Origin of the sequence: Rhizobium sp. BG4 (assembly GCF_016864575.1) — a bacterium.
In the GTDB taxonomy this organism is placed as follows: Bacteria; Pseudomonadota; Alphaproteobacteria; order Rhizobiales; family Rhizobiaceae; genus Rhizobium.
The window spans coordinates 372,363-394,639 of sequence record NZ_CP044125.1 but is presented as its reverse complement, the minus strand read 5'-3'; the positions used below and the strand labels follow the sequence as shown (position 1 = coordinate 394,639).

Genomic DNA, 22,277 nt, shown 5'->3' with positions numbered 1-22,277 from the left:
GGCATCCGATATGTCCGGCTGCGTCAAACCAACGCAGCCGGACATTAACTTTTTGTAATGTTTACATGGCTTTAACGGCTAAATCCTTGATTTAGTGATCGAACATCTTTGCACGCCGTGTGTGTCCTGACAGGCTGACTCCGAACTGTCGCAGAACTGTCATCAAACTGTAATGTGCAGCGCCTAGCCCGCCTTTGCGACGGGAAATTTCAGCGCCCTTGCCAATGGATACCCCCTCCATGGCGCCGGTCTCGTCGATTGTTCGTTCCATTCAGGGAAGAGACCATAATGCTCACCAAGAAACTTCTTTCGGCCTGCCTCGGCGCCGGCCTGGCTGCGGCTTTCGCAGTCTCCGCTTCTGCCGCCGACATCACCGGCGCTGGTTCGACCTTCGTCTATCCGGTTCTGTCCAAGTGGTCTGCGGACTACAACAAGCAGACCGGCGACAAGCTGAACTACCAGTCGATCGGCTCGGGCGGCGGTATCGCCCAGATCAAGGCTGCAACGGTCGATTTCGGCGCTTCCGACGCTCCGATGAAGCCTGAAGACCTTTCGGCCGGTGGCTTCGGCGAGTTCCCGGTCGTCGTCGGCGGCATCGTTCCCGTCATCAACGTCAAGGGCATCAAGTCCGGCGAACTCAAGCTCTCGGGCAAGGTTCTCGCCGACATCTACCTCGGCAACGTCACCAAGTGGAATGACAAGGCCATCGCCGACCTGAACCCGGGCCTCAAGCTGCCCGACAGCCAGATCGCCGTCGTTCACCGCTCGGACGGCTCGGGCACCTCGTTCAACTGGACGAACTTCTTCTCCAAGGTCAACCCGGACTGGAAGTCCAAGGTCGGTGAAGGCACCGCCGTCAACTGGCCGGTCGGTATCGGCGGCAAGGGCAACGAAGGCGTTGCTGCCTACGTCACCCGCGTCAAGGATTCGATCGGCTACGTCGAATACGCCTACGCCCTGCAGAACAAGCTGCCCTACGTTCTCGTGGAGAACGCTGCCGGCCAGTATCCGAAGCCGAATGCAGACAGCTTCTCGGCTGCTGCTGCCAGCGCCGAATGGGGCAAGGCTCAGGACTTCTACCTGATCATGACCAACGCTCCGGGCGAAAAGGCCTGGCCGATCACCGCAACCACCTGGGCGATCATGTACAAGCAGCCGAAGGACGCCGAGCGCTCCAAGGCCGCCTTCGCCTTCTTCAAGTGGGCGCTTGAGAACGGTCAGAAGGAAGCCTCTTCCCTCGACTACGTTCCGCTGCCGGCCAGCCTGGTCAAGCAGATCGAAGATTACTGGACCGCGTCCTTCAAGGGCTAAGTCCTCCGTGAATGCCGGGGCAGGGAGCGTTTCTCTCTGCCCCGATTGCTTTGAAGCCCCCTCAAAAGCAAGTCGAGTATAGATATGAGCGAAGCACTGGCATCGCTGCCGGCCGTTGGGCCGGAGGTGAAGCGCCGCGATGGCGCCACCGGCGACCGCATTTTCTTCTGGATCGTGATGGGCTGCGGCCTATTCGTTCTCGCAGCCCTTCTGGCCGCTGCAATCTCCATGGCATGGGGCGGGCTTCTGGCCTTCCGCACCTTCGGCTTCGGTTTCATCACCGGCACCGAATGGGATCCCGTCGCCCAGCACTTTGCCGGTCTGGTGCCGATTTACGGCACGCTGGTCACCTCTGCGCTGGCGATGCTGATCGGCGTTCCCATCAGCCTTGGCATTGCCGTCTTCGTCACCGAAGTCGCGCCGCGCTGGCTGCGCGGACCGATCGGCGGCGCCATCGAGCTGCTCGCCGGCATTCCCTCGATCATCTACGGCATGTGGGGCCTTTTCACCTTCGCCCCCTTCATGTCCGATTATGTCCAGCCGGCGCTGATCGACTGGCTTGGGCCGATCCCCGGCATCGGTCTGCTGTTCTCCGGCGCTCCGATGGGTATCGGCATGCTGACGTCAGGCATCGTGCTGGCGATCATGATCATTCCCTATATTTCTTCGGTCATGCGCGACGTCTTCCTCGTCGTACCCGCGCAGCTGAAGGAATCGGCCTATGCGCTGGGTTCGACCCGCTGGGAAGTGGTGCGCGATATCGTCATCCCGCACACCCGCACCGCCGTCGTCGGCGGCATCTTCCTTGGCCTCGGCCGTGCGCTCGGCGAAACCATGGCCGTCACCTTCGTGCTCGGCAATACGCACAACATCGCGATCTCGCTGATGGAGCCCGGCAACTCGATCGCCGCCGCCATCGCCAACGAATTCACCGAAGCCGATACCGACATCTATCTGTCGTCGCTGATCGCGCTTGGCTTCATCCTCTTTGTCGTCACCTTCATCGTCCTTGCGGCTGCAAAGCTGATGCTGCTGCGCATGGCAAAGCAGAGAGGCGAGTAACATGAGCGTTTCCTCCTCCCTTTATCGCAGCCGCCAGATCAAGAGCGCCATCGCGCTGACGCTTTGCGTCGCCGCCACCGGCCTCGGCCTCATCTTCCTGATCTGGATCCTCTGGACGACGCTGATCAACGGCCTCTCGGCGCTGAGCCCGAAGCTCATCACCGAAATGACCCCGCCGCCGGGCGAAGACGGCGGTCTTGCCAATGCCTTCATGGGCAGCCTGATGATGGTGGTTCTCGCTGTCATCATCGGCACGCCGGTCGGCGTGCTGGCCGGCACATATCTCGCCGAATTCAGCCGCGGCAAGAAGATCGGCGATATCATCCGCTTCATGAACGACATCCTGCTGTCGGCGCCGTCGATCATCATCGGCCTGTTCGTCTACGAGCTCGTCGTGCGCCAGACCGGCCACTTTTCCGGCTATGCCGGCGGCATCGCGCTCGCCTTCATCTTCCTGCCGGTGGTCGTGCGTACCACCGACGAGATGCTGCGGCTGGTGCCAGACGTCATGCGCGAGGCTGCACTCTCGCTCGGCATTCCGCGCTGGAAGGTCACCGTCGCCGTGCTCTATCGCGCAGCGTCCGCCGGTATTCTGACCGGCATCCTGCTCGCTGTCGCCCGCATCTCCGGCGAGACGGCACCGCTGCTCTTCACCGCGCTCAACAACCAGTATTGGAGCACGGACATGTCCGAGCCGATGGCCAACATCCCGGTCGTCATCTTCCAATATGCGATGAGCCCCTATGACGAATGGCATGTGCTCGCCTGGGCCGGCGCCTTCGTCATGACCGCAATCGTGCTGCTGCTCAGCGTGGGTTCCCGCGCCGTTCTGAACCGCAAAGGTGGCAAATGATGCTGCAATCTTCCTCCACATTAGACACCCGCAGGACCGCGACGCCGATGGCTAACGACAAGCTCACCCTTGAAGACGTCAACTTCTACTACGGCGATGCCCATGCCATCCGCAGCGTCAGCCTCAATTTCCCCGAACGTCAGGTCTCGGCGCTGATCGGCCCCTCCGGCTGCGGCAAGTCCACGCTGCTGCGCATCCTCAACCGCATCTACATGCTCTATCCGAAGATGCGCGCCACCGGCACGGTCAAGCTCGACGGCGAGAACATCCTCGACCCGCGCTATTCGATGAACGAGCTGCGCGCCCGCGTCGGCATGGTGTTCCAGAAGCCGGTGCCGTTCCCGATGTCGATCTACGACAACATCGCCTACGGCATCCGCCACCACGAACGCCTCGGCAGGGCCGACATGGACGTCCGCGTCGAGCAGGCGCTGCGCCAGGCAGCCCTCTGGGACGAAGTGAAGGACAAGCTGAAGGGCAGCGGCCTCGGCCTTTCCGGCGGCCAGCAGCAGCGTCTCTGCATCGCCCGCGCCGTCGCCCTTCGCCCGGAAGTGCTGCTGCTCGACGAGCCGACCTCGGCGCTCGACCCGATCTCTACCGCCAAGGTCGAGGAACTGGTGTCGCAGCTGAAGACCGATTTCACCATCGTCATCGTCACGCACAACATGCAGCAGGCGAGCCGCATCTCCGACAACACAGCCTTCATGTATCTCGGCGAACTCGTCGAATACGGCCCGACCTCGCAGATCTTCCAGGCACCGAAGAACAAGCGCACCGAGGACTATATCACCGGTCGTTACGGCTGACGCCGCAACCGCTCGGTTATATCCATATAGGCGTATCCAAATGTGCTAATGTACAGCCGATGGTGCTTTCGATAAGACGGCCGCATCGCTAGCGGCATGCCGCGCGGGGGGCACCATGGTTCGGACAATGATGCGCCGATGGCTTCTGCATGGAGCCGTCGCAGGAGTTCTGCTTTCGATCTGCATGACATCGGACGCCGCTGCCAGCGAAAGGATCGATCTGGCGCTGGTGATTGCCGCCGACGTCTCGACATCGATGGATCCGCGCGAAAAGGCGATGCAGCAGGAGGGTTTCGTCGCCGCCTTCCGCCAGCCCGAGATCATCGACGCGATCGGCCGCGGGAAATATGGCCGCATCGCCGTTGCCTATTTCGAATGGGGTGGCGACCATGGTCAGCGCATGATCATCCCATGGACGCTGCTGAAGGACGAGGCCGACTGCTGGATGTTCTCGCTGCGGCTTGCGGAGAATTCCCCGACGAAACTGCGCCGCGGCACCTCGATCAGCGAGGCGCTCTCCTATTCGGCGTCGCTTCTACGCCAGAGCGGCTACGCGCCCGAACGCCTCGTCGTCAACATCTCCAGCGACGGCGTCAACAGCATCGGCCGCGATGTCGAGCCGGTGCGAAGAGAACTGATCGCCGGCGGCATGACCATCAACGCTCTCGTCATCAGCGCCCGCGGCGAGCACGACGATGACGAGCCGCCGCTCTCGCCGGAAGCTCTGTTCTCCTATTTCCACCGCGAGGTCATTGGCGGCCCAGGCGCCTTCGCCATGCCGGTCCGCTCGGCCGCCGACTACCCGAGTGCCATATACCGCAAGCTCCTGCGCGAAATCGGCGGCTTTGGGGAGATTGCGGATAAGCGCTGAGCTCACCACGCCAGATCGAGCCTCTCCAGCCCGTGGAAGTGGTAGACGTCCTTGACCTCCGGAACCTTCGCCATCCGGAGACCCGGCAGGCGCTTGAAGAGGATCGGCAGGACGATGTTGAGCTCGAGACGCGCCAGCGGCGCGCCGATGCAGAAATGGATGCCGGCGCCGAAGGAGAGGTTGGGGGCTTCGTTGCGATCCGGCTTGAAGGTGAGGGGATCGGTGAACTTCGCCGGGTCGAGATTGGCGGCCGCCAGGATGAGGCTCACCTTGTCGCCGCGCTTGAAGGAGATGCCGTCGATCTCGACGGGCTCGAGCGCCCAGCGCTGGAAGATGTGAACGGGCGCGCAGATGCGCAGCGTTTCCTCGACGGTCCGCTCCGTTGTCGGTTCGTCCTTGAAGAGGAGGGCGGGATCGCAGCCGTTATCAAGGATGACCCGCACCGAGTTGCCGATCTGGTGAACGGTCGCCTCGTGACCGGCATTGAGCAGCACTATGGTCGTCGAGATCAGCTCGTCCTCGGTGAGGAACTGACCCTTATGCTCCGTATGGATCATGTGGCTGAGCAGATCGTCGCGCGGATTGGCGCGGCGCTCGGCGATCACCGTCTTCAGGTAATCGGAAAATTCCTTGGCGGCCTTCTCGGCGCCGTCCTCGTCTTCGCGGGTGCGGCCGAAGAGATACATGCGGATATAGGCGTGCGACCAGTCGAGAAGCTGCGGCCCCATCTCCTCGGGGATGCCGATCATCCGGGCGATCATCGTCACCGGGATGATGTCGGCGAAGGCCGAGAGCAGCTCGACTTCGCCCTTGTCCTGGAAGTCGTCGATCAGCCGGTTGGCGAGCTCTTCGAGCTCCGGTTTCATCCGCTCGACATGGCGGGAAACGAAGGCGCGGTTGACGAGCGTGCGCAGCCGCGTGTGCTCCGGCGGCTCTAGCTCCAGAAGCGAATACCGCTCGGCGAGATCGAAATTTGCCACATGCTGGTCGGGCTTCGGCAGGCCGAGCTCTTCGCGGGTCGCGATATGCAGGATCTGGCGGCCGAAACGGCGGTCGCGCAGCAGGCTGTTCACATGGTCGTAGCCGGTGAAGAACCACTGCTTCTGCTGTTCCCAGTAGAAGGTCGGACAATGCTGGTGGAGCGCCGAATAGACGGCGTTCGGGTTGCCGTAGAAAGCAGGATCGCTGCTGTCGAGAGAGACGCGGCGGGTATCGGGATCGATCGAAAGGAAGGGTGCTATCATCATGATCCGAGGCTTAGCGGATTTGCCAAGCCTCGAAAAGACGTGAGGGAGGCTCGCGCGTCAACCGGCGCGGGAGAGCGATCCCATGCGGCGCAGCGCCTCGACCTGGTCGTCGACGGTAGGAACGAGTTCGCCGGCATTCTGGTCCATCTGCGCCGGGGCAGGGGCTGCGGTTTCCTGTTCGCCGAAGATGACGCTGCAATTGCGCCCGGCGCCCTTGGCGGCATAGAGCGCCCGGTCGGCGGCGGAGATCATCTTGTCGACATTGGCTTCGATTGCCGAAGAAATGGCAACGCCGATGCTGACGGTTGCAGGCACGATCGCCTCGCCGGTGGCGATCGGCAGGCGGCAGAATTCGGCGCGGATCGATTCCGCCAGCGCTTCCGCTTCGGTCTGGTCGGCAACGGTCGCAAAGGCCGCGAACTCTTCGCCGCCCATACGGCCGAAGACATTGTGCGGCACGAACTGGCGCGCCGTCAGCGCAAAGGCGGAGAGTACGGCGTCGCCCGCCTGATGGCCGAAGCGGTCGTTGACGCGTTTGAAATGGTCGAGGTCGAACAGCAGGACGGCGACCTGGCGCTTCTCGTCAAACGCCTTTTCCTGGATGGCGTCGAAGCGGGCAAACAGGCCGCGGCGGTTCCAGACGCCGGTCAGTGAATCCGTGAGGCTCAACACGCGCAAATGCCTTTCAGAGCGTTCCATGATCATGCGGCAGGTGAGCGCGAAGGCGATCGTCAGCAGGAAGGCGCTCGCCATGGCCGCCGCACCGCCGTAATTGGTCGCTTGCGCGTCGGTTGGCAAGGTCAGTGCCATCATCAGCGCCACGGAGAAGCAGAGGACGCCCTGGACGACGAAGATCGCGGCAAGCTTGCTGCGCGTGCGCTCGCCCCTGACATTGCCTGTGGCAACCGCCATGGCAAGGCCGGTCGCGCCCGTTGCCGAGGCGAGGTTATAGAGAATGACGCGGTTGCCGTAGTCGGATGCGACCCAGGGCAGGAACACGCCGGCGAGCCAAACGGCCGGCGGCAGCAGCGCCCACCACTCGATTTTGCGGCGGTCGAGCACCATGAAACCGGCGACCCAGGCGCTCTGGCCGGCAAGCGCCACGGCATTTCCGGCTTCGATCGACAAAATGTTGGGGATTTGTCCGCGCAGCGCCACCATGGCAAAACCCGCGCCGTTCAACAGGAAGCCGAGCGCCCAGATGAGATAGGCACGATTGCGCGTGTTGTGGCGCCAGGCCATGAACAGCAGCAACGCGAGCGTCATCGCTTCCGAGCACCAGATCGCCAATCCTGTAGCAATATTAAACACGGCAATACCCCATCAAAATCCGGGGCATAGTCATTCGCCAAAGCTCGCCAGTTGATTAATTCGATGCGGGCCTGCCGGCGATATTCTCGGTTAGCGTTTCCAAAGCGTGAACGTCCGAAAGCACCTGCGGATGGATTAAGCTTTGCTTCATCCTGTCGCCGAGAAAAGCTGTGCTGGCGGCCTGCAGTCTCTCGCCGTTAAGAGGCAATTCGGAGATAGGAGCTACATCGCAGGGGAAAGCCTTATCCACCGCCCGCTTGCTTCTTAACGTTATCCTTATGCGTGTCTTGAAGTAGAGGGCAGGGACACTCTATGTAGGGGTAAGGCATTTTCTTTGATTCCCGGCCCTGCCGGCAAGACGTTGACAAAGGACGCACATGAGAAATCCAGTCGATACCGCTATGGCCCTCGTGCCGATGGTTGTAGAACAGACCAATCGCGGTGAACGCTCCTACGACATCTATTCCCGCCTGCTCAAGGAACGCATCATCTTCCTGACGGGTCCTGTCGAGGATCACATGGCGACGCTCGTCTGCGCCCAGCTTCTCTTCCTCGAGGCCGAAAACCCGAAGAAGGAAATCGCCCTTTACATCAATTCGCCGGGTGGCGTCGTCACCGCCGGCATGGCGATCTACGACACGATGCAGTTCATCAAGCCTGCCGTCTCGACGCTTTGCATCGGTCAGGCCGCTTCCATGGGCTCGCTGCTGCTCTGCGCCGGCGACAAGGATATGCGCTTCGCAACGCCGAACTCCCGCATCATGGTTCACCAGCCGTCCGGCGGCTTCCAGGGCCAGGCTTCGGATATCGAGCGTCACGCCCGCGACATCCTGAAGATGAAGCGCCGCTTGAACGAGGTATACGTCAAGCATACCGGCCGCACCTACGACGAAGTTGAAAAGACCCTCGACCGTGACCATTTCATGACTGCCGACGAAGCCCGTGACTGGGGTGTCGTCGACAAGGTCCTGACCTCGCGCAGCGAGATGGAAGGCGATGCGGCCTAGTGAATAATTGGGATGGTGTTTTCGCTGCCACAGTTCTATCCCAATTGTGATTGAACAAGGGGTTTAATCGCGGAGCGAACACGCTAAGAATAAGTATTAATGCTATGTTGAATTTTTATGACATAGCATTCGGCATTCGAAGGGGAATTCGTTGCCGCCGGAACTTGAGCGTGTTGGGTTAGGTTCCGGTTCTTACCCCTTTAAAGCTTGGCCGGCTGACGCTCCGGTGGCGGAGCGGGCTGGCGGGCCATTGAGTGGACCGCGATTTCACCTTGAAATGCGGCGTGCTGGAAGGAAAGTGATATGAGCAAGGTCAGCGGCAGCAACGGCGGCGACTCTAAAAACACCCTGTACTGCTCCTTCTGCGGAAAGAGCCAGCACGAAGTCCGGAAGCTGATTGCCGGACCGACGGTTTTCATCTGCGATGAATGCGTCGAACTGTGCATGGACATCATTCGCGAAGAGAACAAGTCCTCGATGGTCAAGTCCCGTGACGGCGTTCCCACGCCCCAGGACATCATCAAGGTTCTCGACGAATACGTCATCGGCCAGCGCCAGGCGAAGAAGATCCTGTCGGTTGCCGTTCACAACCATTACAAGCGCCTCGCGCATGCGACCAAGAACGGCGAAATCGAGCTGGCGAAGTCGAACATCATGCTGGTCGGCCCGACCGGCTGCGGCAAGACCTATCTTGCCCAGACGCTCGCCCGCATCATCGACGTTCCCTTCACGATGGCCGATGCGACGACGCTGACGGAAGCCGGCTATGTCGGTGAAGACGTTGAAAACATCATCCTGAAGCTGCTGCAGGCTGCCGACTACAATGTCGAGCGCGCCCAGCGCGGCATCGTCTATATCGACGAAGTGGACAAGATCTCCCGCAAGTCCGACAACCCGTCCATCACCCGCGACGTGTCGGGCGAGGGCGTGCAGCAGGCACTGCTGAAGATCATGGAGGGCACGGTTGCCTCGGTACCGCCGCAGGGCGGCCGCAAGCATCCGCAGCAGGAGTTCCTGCAGGTCGACACGACGAACATCCTGTTCATCTGCGGCGGCGCTTTCGCAGGCCTCGACAAGATCATCTCCGCCCGTGGCGAGAAGACTTCGATCGGCTTCGGCGCGACCGTCAAGGCTCCTGATGACCGTCGCGTCGGCGAAGTCCTGCGCGAGCTTGAGCCGGAAGATCTGGTCAAGTTCGGCCTCATCCCGGAATTCATCGGCCGTCTGCCGGTTCTGGCGACGCTGGAAGATCTTGACGAGGACGCACTGATCCAGATCCTGTCCGAGCCGAAGAACGCGCTCAGCAAGCAGTATCAGCGCCTGTTCGAGATGGAAGACGTGGAACTGACCTTCCACGAGGACGCTCTTCGCGAAATCGCCCGCAAGGCGATTGTCCGCAAGACCGGCGCCCGCGGCCTTCGCTCGATCATGGAAAAGATCCTGCTCGACACGATGTTCGAACTGCCGGCGCTGGAAGGTGTTCGCGAAGTGGTCATCTCGGAAGAGGTTGCCCGCGGCTCTGCCCGTCCGCTCTACATCTACGCTGACCGTCAGGATGAGAAGGCCAACGCCTCTGCCTGATAGTCGTAGACAGCATGGTTAGATTTAGGGGCTTGCCGTCGGCAGGCCCCTTTCTATTTTGAGAACCGGGACCGGGCCTGTTAATTGTTGCAGAAGAAGCTTGAAAACGCTGTTCCTGACGTTGCGGAAAGCCGCGTCCTTGGCAATGATGGAATGATTCCGTAGCGTGTTTTCCGGCCTTGTGTTTTAGCCGGTCCGGAATTGGTAAGCGCCACTACAGTTACGCGCGTCATAGTGTTGGCGTTCCATTGTAATAAGTCTGTCACAAGCAGGGAGCGCGGGCGTTAGCGTGGCTTGAAAAGCGTAAGAAGAACCTCCACTTGTATAGGCAAGTGAGAGTGCCGGCCGGGTCCCAAGCGGCCGCGCCAGAGAGCCCGGAAACGGGACGACGGAAAGGAATAAGAAATGACGAAGAAAACGTCTGTAGCGAGCAGTGTTGCCTATCCTGTTTTGCCCCTGCGCGACATCGTAGTCTTCCCTCACATGATCGTGCCGCTGTTCGTCGGCCGCGAAAAGTCGATCCGTGCGCTTGAAGAAGTCATGGGTTCCGACAAGCAGATCATGCTCGTTACCCAGATCAACGCCAGCGATGACGATCCGGATCCGTCCGCGATCCACAATGTCGGCACCGTGGCCAACGTCCTGCAGCTGCTGAAGCTGCCCGACGGCACCGTGAAGGTCCTGGTCGAAGGCCGCGCCCGCGCCGAGATCGACGCCTACACCAGCCGTGAAGATTTCTACGAAGCCCTCGGCCATGTGCTCGAAGAGCCGCATGACGATCCGGTCGAGCTGGAAGCGCTGTCGCGCTCCGTCGTCTCGGAATTCGAGAGCTACGTGAAGCTCAACAAGAAGATCTCTCCGGAAGTTGTCGGCGCTGCCAGCCAGATCGACGACTACTCGAAGCTCGCCGATACGGTCGCATCGCATCTGTCGATCAAGATCACCGAGAAGCAGGAAATGCTGGAAACCACCAGCGTCAAGGCTCGTCTCGAAAAGGCGCTCGGCTTCATGGAAGGCGAGATCTCTGTTCTGCAGGTCGAAAAGCGCATCCGCTCGCGCGTCAAGCGCCAGATGGAGAAGACCCAGCGCGAATACTACCTGAATGAGCAGATGAAGGCGATCCAGAAGGAGCTCGGCGACGGCGAGGAAGGCCGCGACGAGATGGCCGAACTGGAAGAGCGCATCTCCAAGACGAAGCTGTCCAAGGAAGCCCGTGAAAAGGCCGATGCGGAGCTGAAGAAGCTGCGCCAGATGAGCCCGATGTCGGCTGAGGCCACCGTTGTGCGCAACTATCTGGACTGGCTGCTCGGTATTCCGTGGGGCAAGAAGTCCAAGATCAAGAGCGATCTCAACAATGCCGAGAAGATCCTCGAGGCCGATCACTTCGGTCTGGAGAAGGTCAAGGAACGCATCGTCGAGTATCTGGCCGTCCAGGCCCGTTCGACCAAGATCAAAGGCCCGATCCTGTGCCTCGTCGGCCCTCCGGGCGTCGGCAAGACCTCGCTCGCCCAGTCGATCGCCAAGGCGACCGGCCGTGAGTATGTCCGCATGGCTCTCGGCGGCGTTCGTGACGAAGCTGAAATCCGCGGTCACCGCCGTACCTATATCGGCTCGATGCCCGGCAAGGTCATCCAGTCGATGAAGAAGGCGAAGAAGTCCAACCCGCTCTTCCTGCTCGACGAAATCGACAAGATGGGCCAGGACTTCCGCGGCGATCCGTCTTCGGCTCTGCTCGAAGTGCTGGACCCGGCGCAGAACTCGACCTTCATGGACCACTACCTGGAAGTCGAATACGACCTGTCCGACGTCATGTTCATCACGACGGCGAATACGCTGAACATTCCGGCTCCGCTGATGGACCGCATGGAAGTCATCCGTATCGCCGGATACACCGAAGATGAAAAGCGCGAGATCGCCAAGCGGCACCTGCTGCCGAAGGCCATCAAGGAACATGCGCTGCAGCCGAACGAGTTCTCGGTCAGCGACGATGCCCTGATGGCGATCAGCCAGCAGTACACTCGCGAAGCAGGTGTCCGTTCCTTCGAGCGCGAGCTGATGAAGCTCGCCCGCAAGGCGGTCACCGAGATCATCAAGGGCAAGACCAAGTCGGTTCATGTCACGGCCGAGAACATCGACACCTACCTGGGCGTTCCGCGCTTCCGCCACGGCGAAGCCGAGCGCGAAGATCAGGTCGGCGTTGTCACCGGTCTCGCATGGACGGAAGTCGGCGGCGAGCTGCTGACGATCGAAGGCGTGATGATGCCGGGCAAGGGCCGCATGACGGTCACCGGTAACCTGAAGGACGTGATGAAGGAGTCGATCTCGGCTGCTGCATCCTACGTTCGCTCGCGCGCCGTCGATTTCGGTATCGAGCCTCCGCGCTTCGACAAGTCCGACATCCACGTCCACGTGCCGGAAGGCGCAACGCCGAAGGATGGTCCGTCTGCTGGTGTGGCCATGGCAACCGCGATCGTCTCGATCATGACTGGTATTCCGGTCGACAAGAACGTGGCGATGACGGGTGAAATCACCCTGCGCGGCCGCGTCCTGCCGATCGGTGGTCTGAAGGAAAAGCTGCTTGCAGCGCTTCGCGGCGGCATCAAGAAGGTGCTGATCCCGGAAGAGAACGCCAAGGATCTGGCGGAGATTCCGGATAACGTGAAGAACAACATGGAGATCATCCCGGTATCCCGCATGGGCGAGGTGATCAAGCATGCTCTGATCCGCAGACCGGAGCCGATCGAATGGGATGGAACGGTTGAAACGCCGGTCATCGCAACGGTCGAAGGCCTTGATGACACGGGTGCCGGCATCGCTCACTGAGCGATATCCGCCGCATTTATGTCAAATTGCTGCAAATCCTGAAAAAGGCTGGCGTAAATCGCCAGCCTTTTTTGTGAAAACCTGCCGGAGGTGCTTGCTTTTCCTTGATTTGCAGGGCTTTTGGGTTGCGGCGGGCCTGATGAAACCTATTCTGTGCCTGGCTTACAGATTTGAGTCGTTTCAAACCATTGAAAGGGGTGGAAACATGAACAAGAATGAACTCGTGTCCGCAGTTGCTGAAAAGGCTGGCCTCACCAAGGCTGATGCCGCTTCTGCTGTCGACGCTGTTTTCGACGTTGTCCAGGGCGAACTGAAGAAGAAGGGCGACGTACGCCTCGCCGGTTTCGGCAGCTTCACCGTTTCTCATCGCGCAGCTACCAAGGGCCGTAACCCGTCCACCGGCGCTGAAGTCGATATTCCGGCTCGCAACGTGCCGAAGTTCACGCCCGGCAAGGGCCTGAAGGATGCCGTCAACGGCTAATCCGGTTTAACTTGGCCGCCGGATAACGAGACCGGCAGGTAAAGTTTCGAAGGGTTCGGCGAAAGCCGGACCCTTTTCGCATTTCAGGGCTTTGCTTCACCGCGCAGAAGCGCGCAGTTCTCTGGCAATAGCTGCCGTGCATCGTTCACATTCGATTAAATATTGATCCATACGATCCGCCCCCAACGGTCGTCCTTCATTGCTCTCCGATCGTATCCGGTCGGCATGACGCCGCTTTCCCTTTTTCTGTTGCTTGATTTTTGGCGCCGGTAGCGGCGTGTTTTTCATGAGGTCTTTCGATGAAGCGTCCTGATATTAAGACGGCAATGATCAGTATTTTCGCCGTTCTCACCATAATGTTCGGAGCCACCGGCTATATCGCCGTCACCGGCCTGCGCGATTCCAACAAGAACAACGAGTTGTTCGCGACCAGCATGCATCCCGGCATTTCCAAGGCCAAGGATATCCAGCTTGCCCGCTATTCGCTGCGCGGCTCCTACGGCGACCTGGCGATGGGCCGCACCTCGGGCGACGAGGCGGCGCTGGAAAAGAAGATCGGCGAGCGCGAAGCCAAGCTCCGCAAGACGGTCCTCGCCTATCAGGACCTCGTCGATACCGATGTCGAGCGCGGCATCTATCAGGAGATGGACAGCTCCTCGCAGAAATATATCGAAGAGGGCCAGAAGATGATCGCGCTGGCGAAGGCCGGCAAGCAGCAGGACGCGATCAATGCCTTCGACGCAAACCTCGGCCCGGTCGCCGATATCCTGGCTGACAATGTCGACAAGCTCGTCGCCTTCAACGAGGACGCAGCTGCTGCCGGTCTCGCCGAAAGCCGCAGCCAGTATTCCACGACCCTGACGCTGATCTCCGCCGTTCTCGGCCTCAGCGCTCTGATCGTCTTCGCCGCGATCTATTTCGGCATTTCGGGCATCGCGAGCCCCATCGTCCGCATCACCAAGTCGATGCGTGGTCTGGCCGCCGGCGACACCGCGTCGGAAATTCCGGGGAAGGGCAGGGAGGACGAAATCGGCCAGATGGCCAATGCCGTCGAGATCTTCCGTCTTGCCGCGATCGACAATCAGCGCCTGCAGGCCGATGCCGAGATGACCCGCGCCAAGACCGAGGCCGACAGGGCTCGCCTTGCTTCCGAAGCAGAAGCTGCCGCCCAGCAGCGCCTCGAGCAGGCAACGGCCGGTCTGGCCGGTGGTCTGCGCCGCCTCGCAGCCGGCGAGCTCGACTTCCAGCTCAACGATGCCTTCGCCCCTGATTTCGAGGCGCTCCGCCACGACCTGAACGGTGCGATCTCGCAGCTCGGCGGCACGCTCCGCGCCGTCGCCCAGTCGGCGGTCTCGATCACCGGGGGTACGCGCGAGATCAGTCAGGGCGCCGAGGATCTCTCCAAGCGCACCGAACAGCAGGCCGCTTCGCTCGAGGAGACGGCAGCCGCTCTTGATCAGATCACCGTCAACGTCTCGAACTCCTCCAAGCGCGCCGACGAGGCCCGCCAGGTGGCGATCCAGGCAAACCGCAGCGCCACGGCTTCCGGCACGGTTGTTGCCAATGCCGTCGATGCGATGGAGCGGATCGAGCAGTCGTCGAACCAGATCTCCAGCATCATCGGCGTCATCGACGAGATTGCCTTCCAGACCAACCTGCTGGCGCTGAACGCCGGTGTTGAGGCGGCGCGTGCCGGTGAAGCCGGCAAGGGCTTTGCCGTCGTTGCCCAGGAAGTCCGTGAACTGGCACAGCGTTCCGCCCAGGCCGCAAAGCAGATCAAGGACCTGATCCGCAACTCGTCGGTTGAAGTCGAAGGCGGCGTCAAGCTGGTGCGCGAAACCGGTGAGGCGCTGAAGACCATCGAACAGCTGGTCGTCACCATCAACCAGCACATGGACGCCATCGCCACGTCGTCGCGCGAACAGTCGACCGGCCTTTCCGAAGTCAACAGCGCCGTCAACCAGATGGATCAGGTGACCCAGCAGAATGCTGCGATGGTCGAAGAGACCAATGCCGCCAGCGCCACGCTCGCCGCCGAAGCCGATCGCATGAACCAGCTGATCGGCCAGTTCCAGCTCGGCGGCAGCCGCACGGAGACCAATGCATCCGCCTTGCGCCAGACCGCAGCCGCCATGGCCCGCCCGCAGCGCAGTGCGGCACCGGCTCCCGCCTATGCCACCCACGGCAATGCCGCGGTGAAGCAGGAATGGTCCGAGTTCTGAGACCGGCTACCGGTAGAAGAGCATGACTTCGAAGGGTTCGGCGAAAGCCGGACCCTTTTCGCATTTCCCTGGCCTTGCGGAGCGCAGGCCTTTGATCTACGGATCGGCGGTTCTCAGGGCGGGGTGAAAGTCCCCACCGGCGGTAAAGGGTCTCGGCCCAAGCCCGCGAGCGCTTCGGCCGTCAGAGGCCGGGGGTCAGCAGATCCGGTGCAATTCCGGAGCCGACGGTATAGTCCGGATGAAAGAGAATGATCGCAAGCTGTGAGCGGGGCAGGGGTCTGTCCGGCTGCCGTCCTGCGATCATGCGTCCTGATTTGTGTTGGTCCCTTTCTGGATGAAAGACATGAATCAGACTTCCCTTGCTTTTTCCTCGTCGCGTGCGGTGGCCGGTGCCGCCTTCATGGTGCTGGCGGGCATTGCCTTTTCCGTTCTCAATGTCGTCACCCAATGGCTGACGATGAAGCTCGGCTTCGCAGCCGCTTCCGCCGCCTTCTGGCAATATGCCTTCGCGCTCCTCTTCTCGCTTCCCTTCCTGCGCCGCGCCGGCTTCTCGGCAATGCGCACCTCTTACCCCTGGCGCCATATCGTTCGCGTGGCGCTCGCAGCCCTCGGGGTCGAAGCCTGGGTGTCCGGTCTGGCCTCGGTGCCGATCTGGCAGGCGATCGCGCTGGTCATGACCTCGCCCTTCTTCATCATCCTCGGCGCCCGCCTGTTTCTCGGCGAGCGCGTCGGCCCGGCACGCTGGGCGGCGACGGCGGTCGGCTTTGCCGGGGCGATGATCATCCTGCAGCCATGGTCGGACGCCTTCACCTGGGCGGCACTCCTTCCGATTATCTCGGCGCTCTTCTGGGGCGCGTCGTCGCTAATCACCAAGAGCCTGACCGGCATCGAGAAGCCGGAGACCATCACCGTCTGGCTGCTGGTGCTGCTGACGCCGATCAACGGCGTGCTCGCGGGTGTGGCCGGTTTCGAGGTGCCGCAGGGCATGACCCTGGCGCTCTTCGTCTTCGCCGGTCTGCTGACCGTCTTTGCGCAATATCTGCTGACGCTGGCCTACACCGTCGCCGACGCCGCCTATGTCCAGCCCTTCGACGACCTGAAGCTGCCGCTCAATGTTCTCGCCGGATGGCTGTTCTTCGGCTATGCGCCGGCGGGCTATCTCTGGCTCGGCGCCGCACTGATCCTGATGGCGTCGCTCTTCATCATGCGCAACGAGATGCGCCGGGAGAAAAATGCGGCCTGATGCAAAGCGGTGCAAAATTGCGCCCGTTGTCATCTGCCTGTCATCCGCTTCCCTCAAAACCCCCATGTTTCGATTTTTCGACGCATGGGGGATTTCATGACTATTTCATCGCGCAAGGCAGCGCTCGCTGCCGTGCTCCTGGCTTCTGTTGCCTTTCCGGCAGTTGCCGAGCCTGTTTTCAATCGCATCGCATCTTTTCCAGTCGCTTCGAACCTGCCTGAAGGCAAGGACAAGCTTTCGACGACCTCTGCAGAAATCATCACCGCAACCGACGACGGCAACACGCTGATCTACAGCGACAGCCCGCTCGGCGCGATCGGCTTCGTCGACATCACCGACGCCAAGGCCCCGAAGGCCTTGGGCGCACTGATGATGGACGGTGAGCCGACGTCGGTCACCTCGACCTCGGGCAAGGCGCTCGTCGCCGTCAACACCAGCGAAAGCAAGGTCAAGCCGTCGGGCCGCCTGGCCATCGTCGACGTTGCCACCAAGAAGATCGAGAACACCTGCGATCTCGGCGGCCAGCCGGATTCGATCGCTCTCAACAAGGACAAGACGCTCGGCACGATCGCCATCGAGAACGAGCGTGACGAAGACATCAACGACGGCAAGATCCCGCAGATGCCGGCTGGCGATCTCGTGCTCTTCCAGGTCAAGAACGGCACTGTCGATTGCGGCACCATCAAGCACGTCACGCTGACGGGTCTCGCCGGCATCGCGCCTGAAGATCCGGAGCCCGAATTCGTCTCCTTCAACGGCCAGGACGAGATCGCCCTGACGCTGCAGGAAAACAACGAGATCGTCATCATCGACGGCAAGACCGGTACGGTGAAGACGCATTTCACCGCCGGCAGCACCGATCTCTCCGGCATCGACACCAAGAAGGACGGCCAGCTGAAGTTCACCGGCGAAGCCAAGGGCGTTCTTCGCGAGCCCGACGCCGTGAAGTGGCTGGACGACAACCGTCTCGTCGTCGCCAACGAAGGCGACTATGAAGGCGGCTCGCGCGGCTTCACCGTCTTCGACAAGACCGGCAAGGTTCTCTACGAATCGGGCTCGTCCTTCGAGCGCGCCGTTGCCCATCTCGGCCACTATCCCGAGGGACGCTCGTCCTCGAAGGGCGTCGAGCCTGAAGGTCTTGAAGCTGCCAAGTTCGGCGACGACCAGCTGTTCTTCCTGCTCGCAGAGCGCGCTTCGGTCGTCGGCGTCTTCAAGGACACCGGCGCTGATCCGGAACTGCTCCAGATCCTGCCGTCGGGCGTTTCGCCGGAAGGCGCGATCGCCATCCCGAGCCGCAATCTCTTCGCCACGGCCAACGAAGCCGATCTCGGCGAAGACGGCGGCCCGCGCTCGCATGTCATGATCTATGAGCGCAGCGAAGGCGAAAAGGCCTATCCGCAGATCGTCTCGGCAGAGAAGGACGGCAATCCGATCGGCTTCGCAGCGCTTTCGGGCCTTGCTGCCGTTCCTGAAAAGGCCGGCCAGCTCTTTGCCGTGTCCGACAGCGTTCTCGGCAATCAGCCGACGATCTACACGATCGACGCCACCAAGAAGCCTGCCGTCATCACCGATGCCATGACTGTCAAGCGCGATGGCGCCGCTGCCCAGAAGCTCGACATCGAAGGCATCGCCGTCGACGCCAAGGGCTGGTTCTGGCTGGCTTCGGAAGGCAATAGCGAAAAGTTGCTGCCCCACGCTCTCTACCACGTCAACCCGAAGGGCGAGATCAAGGAAGAGATCGCGCTGCCGAAGGAACTGACGGATAACGAAATCCGCTACGGCTTCGAAGGCGTGACGATCGTTGGCTCCGGCGACGACGCGACGCTGTGGATGGCCGTACAGCGCGAGTGGAAGGACGACGAGAAGGGCTTTGTCAAGCTCGTCTCCTACAACCCGAAGAGCAAGGAATGGGGCGCTGTGCGCTACCCGCTCGACAAGTCTGAAAACGGCTGGGTCGGTCTCTCGGAAATCTCCGCCCATGGCGACAGCGTCTACATCATCGAGCGCGACAACCTCGTCGGCGATGCTGCCAAGCTGAAGAAGCTCTACAAGGTCGCCATCTCCGACCTGAAGCCCGCCAAGCTCGGCGGTGAACTTCCGGTCGTCAAGAAGGCGGAAGCTCATGACTTCCTCGACGAACTGAAGACGGCAACCAACGGCTACGTCCTCGACAAGCTCGAAGGCTTCACCTTCGACGCCGCCGGCAAGCCCTACGCCGTCACCGACAACGACGGCGTCAGCGACTCCTCCGGCGAGACCCTGTTCTTCCCGGTCAACCTGGTCGGCACGAACTGAGCTGTTCAGGCAGCATGAGATTAGGAAGGCCGGGCGCAAGCCCGGCCTTTTTGTTTCAGTGGACGTTGGCGGAATGTGACGCGCCCATTCCAACCACCTCCCTCATTCCTGTGCTTGTCACAGGAATCCAGCCTGCCCAAGTCCTTGGGCAGAAGAGTCTCTTTCCCGCCGCGCAGACGCGCGTCGGCTGGTTTCCTGTGACAAGCACAGGAATGAGGGGAGAGGAGGAGAGGTCCTCGCAAATAGAAACGGCCGGGCAATAACCCGGCCGTCTCTCATTCAATCCGTGCAAATCCTACCAGCGATGATGCACATGCGGCGCAATCAGCCGCTCGTAGATCTCGCGCGTCGCGGCCATCACGTCCTGAGAAAGCGGTGCAAGGCTGGCAGCCTCGGCATTCGCCTTCGCCTGCTCGGCATTGCGGGCGCCCGGGATGACCACGGTAACGGCCTCATGCATCAGGATCCAGCGCAGCGCGAAGGCGGCCATCGTGGCGCCCGCAGGCACCAGCTTGCGCACTTCCTCGACCGCCTGCAGGCCGACCTCGAAGGGGACGCCGGCAAAGGTCTCGCCGACATCGAAGGCTTCGCCGTTGCGGTTGAAGTTGCGGTGGTCGTCGGTCGCGAATTTCGTGTCGCGGGTGATCTTGCCGGAGAGCAGGCCGCTGGCGAGCGGCACGCGGGCGATCACCGCGACGTTCTTGCGGCGGGCTTCCTGGAAGAACAGGTGATCCGGGCGCTGGCGGAAGATGTTGTAGATGATCTGGATGCTCTCGACGCCAGGGAATTCGATCGCCTTCAGCGCTTCCTCGACCTTCTCGACGCTGACGCCGTAGCCCTTGATCTTGCCGGCCTTCTGCAGCTCGTTCAGGCCTTCGAAGACCTCCGCGCGGTAAAGCACCTCCGTCGGCGGGCAGTGCAGCTGCACGAGGTCGAGGCTCTCGACCTCGAGATTCTTCAGGCTGCGGTCGATGAAGCCTTCGAGATTGGCCTTGGTGTAGCCGTCGGCGACATGCGGGTTCAGGCGGCGTCCGGCCTTGGTGGCGACCATCGGGCGCTTGCCGCCGCGGCTCTTCAGGACGTCGGCGACGATCTTTTCCGAGCGGCCGTCGCCATAGACGTCGGCGGTGTCGATGAAGGTCATGCCGGCATCGAGTGCTGCGTTCAGGGCGGCGCGGCCATCGGCCTCGCTGACGTCACCCCAGGAGCCGCCGATCTGCCAGGCGCCGAAGCCGACATTGGTGACCGAAAACGGCATGCGGCCGAAACTATGCTCTTTCATGGAAAATCTCCCTCGTGATGAAACTGCATCGCACCTAGCAGCCGCCGCAGAGGGCGGCAAGCGCGCGACCGCAAGGGAGATAGGGCAGGGCCTCACTTCTTCGAGAAGACGACCCGCACGGTGGCAACCGGGAAGCCGAATTTGCTGACCCAGGCGGTATTCAGCAGGGTCCCATCAGGCTGGCGCCGGATCGTATCGTGGAAGCGGACGATATTCTGCTTTGGCCCAGGCGCGATATCGACGAGATAGCTGTAGCGCGCCACGTCGCCCTTGATCGTCACCTCCGCCGGGCCGACCACATCCTCGCGGGTGCCGCTGTAGCGGCCGGGCGCTGTCTTGATGAAGCGCCAGGTCTTCCGCTCGCGCTGACCGTCGGCATAGACGAAATCCTCACGAAGCGTCAGTTGCCTGCCGTTCCAGCGGCCGGTCAGCGCCACGCGAAACTTGCGGTCGACGCCGTTGATCGCCTTGAACTCTCCCTGCGCCACGCTGCGCCCGGCAAAGAAATCCTCGAGCGCGAAATCGCGCGCACTCGCCAGATGCGGCAGGGCGATGATGGCGAGAATCGCGGCGATGATGATGAGACCGGTGCGTCGCATGGTCTTCCTCCACTTCAAATCATCCTGTCACTGACCTACGTTTGCACGCACGCACCGGATCAATCGCAGGAGAATCACAATGGACATCAAGCAGGCCGGATCGCGGCCCTCGACCAGGCCATCCGCCGACTATTTCACCGGCACCGTCCGCCTCGACCCGATCGTCGAAGGGCCGGATCCCGCCCGCGTCCGCGCCGCCACCGTCACTTTCGAACCCGGCGCCCGCACCGCCTGGCACACGCATCCCCTGGGGCAGACGCTGATCGTGACGTCAGGCAAGGGCCTCGTGCAGGTCTGGGGGCAGGACATCCGCGAGATCCGCCCCGGCGACGTCGTGTGGTTCGAGCCTGGCGAAAAGCACTGGCATGGTGCGGCGCCCCACACGGCAATGAGCCACATTGCCATCCAGGAAGCGCTGAACGGCTCTCCGGTCGACTGGATGGAGCATGTCAGTGACGATCAGTATGCAGGAAAGGGCTGGAGCGTTTCGCGTCAGGCGTGAGCATCCGGCAGGAAAGGCGACCGGCATCCGTGCCGGCCGCCGCAGCTTTGTCAGAGCCGCTTCAGGCAGTAGGAAAAATGCGCGTGTGATTCGACCGTCACGAACTCGAACTGCCAGCCATAATCCTTGCAGAACTTGGTGACGGCCTCGACCACGCCATAGACCATCGGCTTCACCGTATTGCCGGTGCAGAAATCATGCCCGGCAATCCGCCCCGTCCGCTTCACCTTCCTGTCGCAGAGCAGGAGCTCCTGCCAGGTGAGCTCGAAGGAATGGTCGGTATCGATATAGGCCCAGTCGAGAAACCCGTCCTCGAACTCGTTGAGCTTCTCCAGAGACGTGCCCTGCATCAGCGTGACCTGTCCGGAAGCAATCTCCGCCTCGAACTTGGTCTGCACGTCATGCAGGCCGGAACTGTAACGGTCCATCCCCCAGGGATCGATAAGGAAGAGCTGCGAAGGGCGATTCTTCTCGACGATCTCGGCCGTATACTCGCCAAAGGCCACCCCGACCTCGACGCCCACGCCGCCGTTCGGAATGCGGTAGAGCAGCTCCCCTCGATCCGGCAGGAGCTTGGCATTCTCCATATGGTGAGCCGAAAGCTGTGTCCGCGGCATCGCCGCGCGCTGCGCCTGCCGTTCTTCGCGTGTTTTCATCGTCGTCTGGTCTCGCTGATTGAGTAGCTAGCGGCCACTCTTCAAGTTGTAGTATAAGCAGGCACACGCCGTTGCAATGGCGGCGCGATATCGAACGCGGCAACCATTGCATCTGCCGGTGGCGG

18 protein-coding genes and 1 riboswitch are annotated in these 22,277 nt (G+C 61.5%); of the genes, 13 read left to right on the top strand and 5 right to left on the bottom strand.

From position 1 onward, the window contains the following. The first annotated feature begins 288 nt into the window (after positions 1–288). The 5 genes from pstS (at position 289) to F2982_RS02110 (ending at position 4,903) form a co-directional block, all read left to right on the top strand. Positions 289–1,311: a phosphate ABC transporter substrate-binding protein PstS gene (gene pstS, locus F2982_RS02130; RefSeq protein WP_203429091.1), complete on the top strand. Its 1,023-nt coding sequence runs from the start codon at positions 289–291 to the stop codon at positions 1,309–1,311. An 84-nt stretch (positions 1,312–1,395) separates the two neighbouring features. Further along, positions 1,396–2,373 carry a phosphate ABC transporter permease subunit PstC gene (gene pstC, locus F2982_RS02125; protein ID WP_112718689.1) on the top strand — a complete coding sequence of 326 codons (978 nt, stop codon included), beginning with the start codon at positions 1,396–1,398 and terminating at the stop codon, positions 2,371–2,373. 1 nt (position 2,374) lies between these two features. Then, positions 2,375–3,226 carry a phosphate ABC transporter permease PstA gene (gene pstA / locus F2982_RS02120; RefSeq protein ID WP_112718687.1) on the top strand — a complete coding sequence of 284 codons (852 nt, stop codon included), beginning with the start codon at positions 2,375–2,377 and terminating at the stop codon, positions 3,224–3,226. Then, positions 3,223–4,032, top strand: coding sequence for a phosphate ABC transporter ATP-binding protein PstB (gene pstB, locus F2982_RS02115; RefSeq protein ID WP_203429090.1), 810 nt, complete (start codon positions 3,223–3,225; stop codon positions 4,030–4,032). Before pstA ends, pstB begins: the two co-directional genes overlap by 4 nt. A gap of 115 nt (positions 4,033–4,147) precedes the next feature. Further along, a complete protein-coding gene (locus F2982_RS02110; RefSeq protein WP_203429089.1) occupies positions 4,148–4,903 on the top strand; it encodes a DUF1194 domain-containing protein in 756 nt (251 codons plus the stop codon). A 2-nt stretch (positions 4,904–4,905) separates the two neighbouring features. Here the strand turns inward: F2982_RS02110 and F2982_RS02105 are convergent, their stop codons facing one another. Together F2982_RS02105 and F2982_RS02100 are read right to left on the bottom strand one after the other, a co-directional pair. Beyond that, positions 4,906–6,150, bottom strand: a complete 1,245-nt coding sequence (locus F2982_RS02105; RefSeq protein WP_203429088.1) for a cytochrome P450 — start codon at positions 6,148–6,150, stop codon at positions 4,906–4,908. A gap of 57 nt (positions 6,151–6,207) precedes the next feature. Then, a complete protein-coding gene (locus tag F2982_RS02100) occupies positions 6,208–7,461 on the bottom strand; it encodes a GGDEF domain-containing protein (protein WP_112718674.1) in 1,254 nt (417 codons plus the stop codon). 377 nt (positions 7,462–7,838) lie between these two features. Between F2982_RS02100 and clpP the strand changes: the two genes are divergently transcribed. The 7 genes from clpP (at position 7,839) to F2982_RS02065 (ending at position 19,113) form a co-directional block, all read left to right on the top strand. After that, positions 7,839–8,468: an ATP-dependent Clp endopeptidase proteolytic subunit ClpP gene (gene clpP / locus F2982_RS02095; protein WP_112718670.1), complete on the top strand. Its 630-nt coding sequence runs from the start codon at positions 7,839–7,841 to the stop codon at positions 8,466–8,468. A 303-nt stretch (positions 8,469–8,771) separates the two neighbouring features. Next, positions 8,772–10,049, top strand: a complete 1,278-nt coding sequence (gene clpX / locus F2982_RS02090) for an ATP-dependent Clp protease ATP-binding subunit ClpX (protein ID WP_112718668.1) — start codon at positions 8,772–8,774, stop codon at positions 10,047–10,049. Positions 10,050–10,454: 405 nt separating this feature from the next. Continuing rightward, on the top strand, positions 10,455–12,872 hold the full coding sequence (lon, locus tag F2982_RS02085; protein ID WP_112718666.1) for an endopeptidase La: 2,418 nt from the start codon (positions 10,455–10,457) through the stop codon (positions 12,870–12,872). A gap of 205 nt (positions 12,873–13,077) precedes the next feature. Continuing rightward, a complete protein-coding gene (gene hupB / locus F2982_RS02080) occupies positions 13,078–13,353 on the top strand; it encodes a DNA-binding protein HupB (RefSeq protein ID WP_112718664.1) in 276 nt (91 codons plus the stop codon). 299 nt (positions 13,354–13,652) lie between these two features. After that, entirely contained in the window at positions 13,653–15,575 is a 1,923-nt protein-coding gene (locus tag F2982_RS02075) for a HAMP domain-containing methyl-accepting chemotaxis protein (RefSeq protein ID WP_203429087.1), read from the top strand. A 105-nt stretch (positions 15,576–15,680) separates the two neighbouring features. Then, positions 15,681–15,829: riboswitch (FMN riboswitch) on the top strand. Between the two features lie 89 nt (positions 15,830–15,918). Beyond that, positions 15,919–16,818 (top strand): DMT family transporter, encoded by a 900-nt coding sequence (locus F2982_RS02070; protein ID WP_203429086.1) that lies wholly within the window; start codon positions 15,919–15,921, stop codon positions 16,816–16,818. Positions 16,819–16,902: 84 nt separating this feature from the next. Beyond that, a complete protein-coding gene (locus F2982_RS02065; RefSeq protein WP_203429085.1) occupies positions 16,903–19,113 on the top strand; it encodes an esterase-like activity of phytase family protein in 2,211 nt (736 codons plus the stop codon). Positions 19,114–19,408: 295 nt separating this feature from the next. On the opposite strand, the gene F2982_RS02060 is transcribed toward F2982_RS02065, so the two are convergent. Further along, entirely contained in the window at positions 19,409–20,395 is a 987-nt protein-coding gene (locus tag F2982_RS02060; RefSeq protein WP_203429084.1) for an aldo/keto reductase, read from the bottom strand. 92 nt (positions 20,396–20,487) lie between these two features. Continuing rightward, complete coding sequence (locus F2982_RS02055) at positions 20,488–20,994, bottom strand: DUF3833 family protein (protein ID WP_203429083.1); 507 nt, start codon at positions 20,992–20,994, stop codon at positions 20,488–20,490. 79 nt (positions 20,995–21,073) lie between these two features. On the opposite strand from F2982_RS02055, the gene F2982_RS02050 reads away from it, so the two are divergent. Then, the gene (locus F2982_RS02050) at positions 21,074–21,496 is read left to right on the top strand and encodes a cupin domain-containing protein (protein ID WP_203429082.1); all 423 of its coding nucleotides are present in this window, start codon (positions 21,074–21,076) and stop codon (positions 21,494–21,496) included. Between the two features lie 50 nt (positions 21,497–21,546). On the opposite strand, the gene F2982_RS02045 is transcribed toward F2982_RS02050, so the two are convergent. Further along, the gene (locus F2982_RS02045) at positions 21,547–22,152 is read right to left on the bottom strand and encodes a class I SAM-dependent methyltransferase (RefSeq protein WP_203429081.1); all 606 of its coding nucleotides are present in this window, start codon (positions 22,150–22,152) and stop codon (positions 21,547–21,549) included. Between the last annotated feature and the right edge of the window lie 125 nt (positions 22,153–22,277).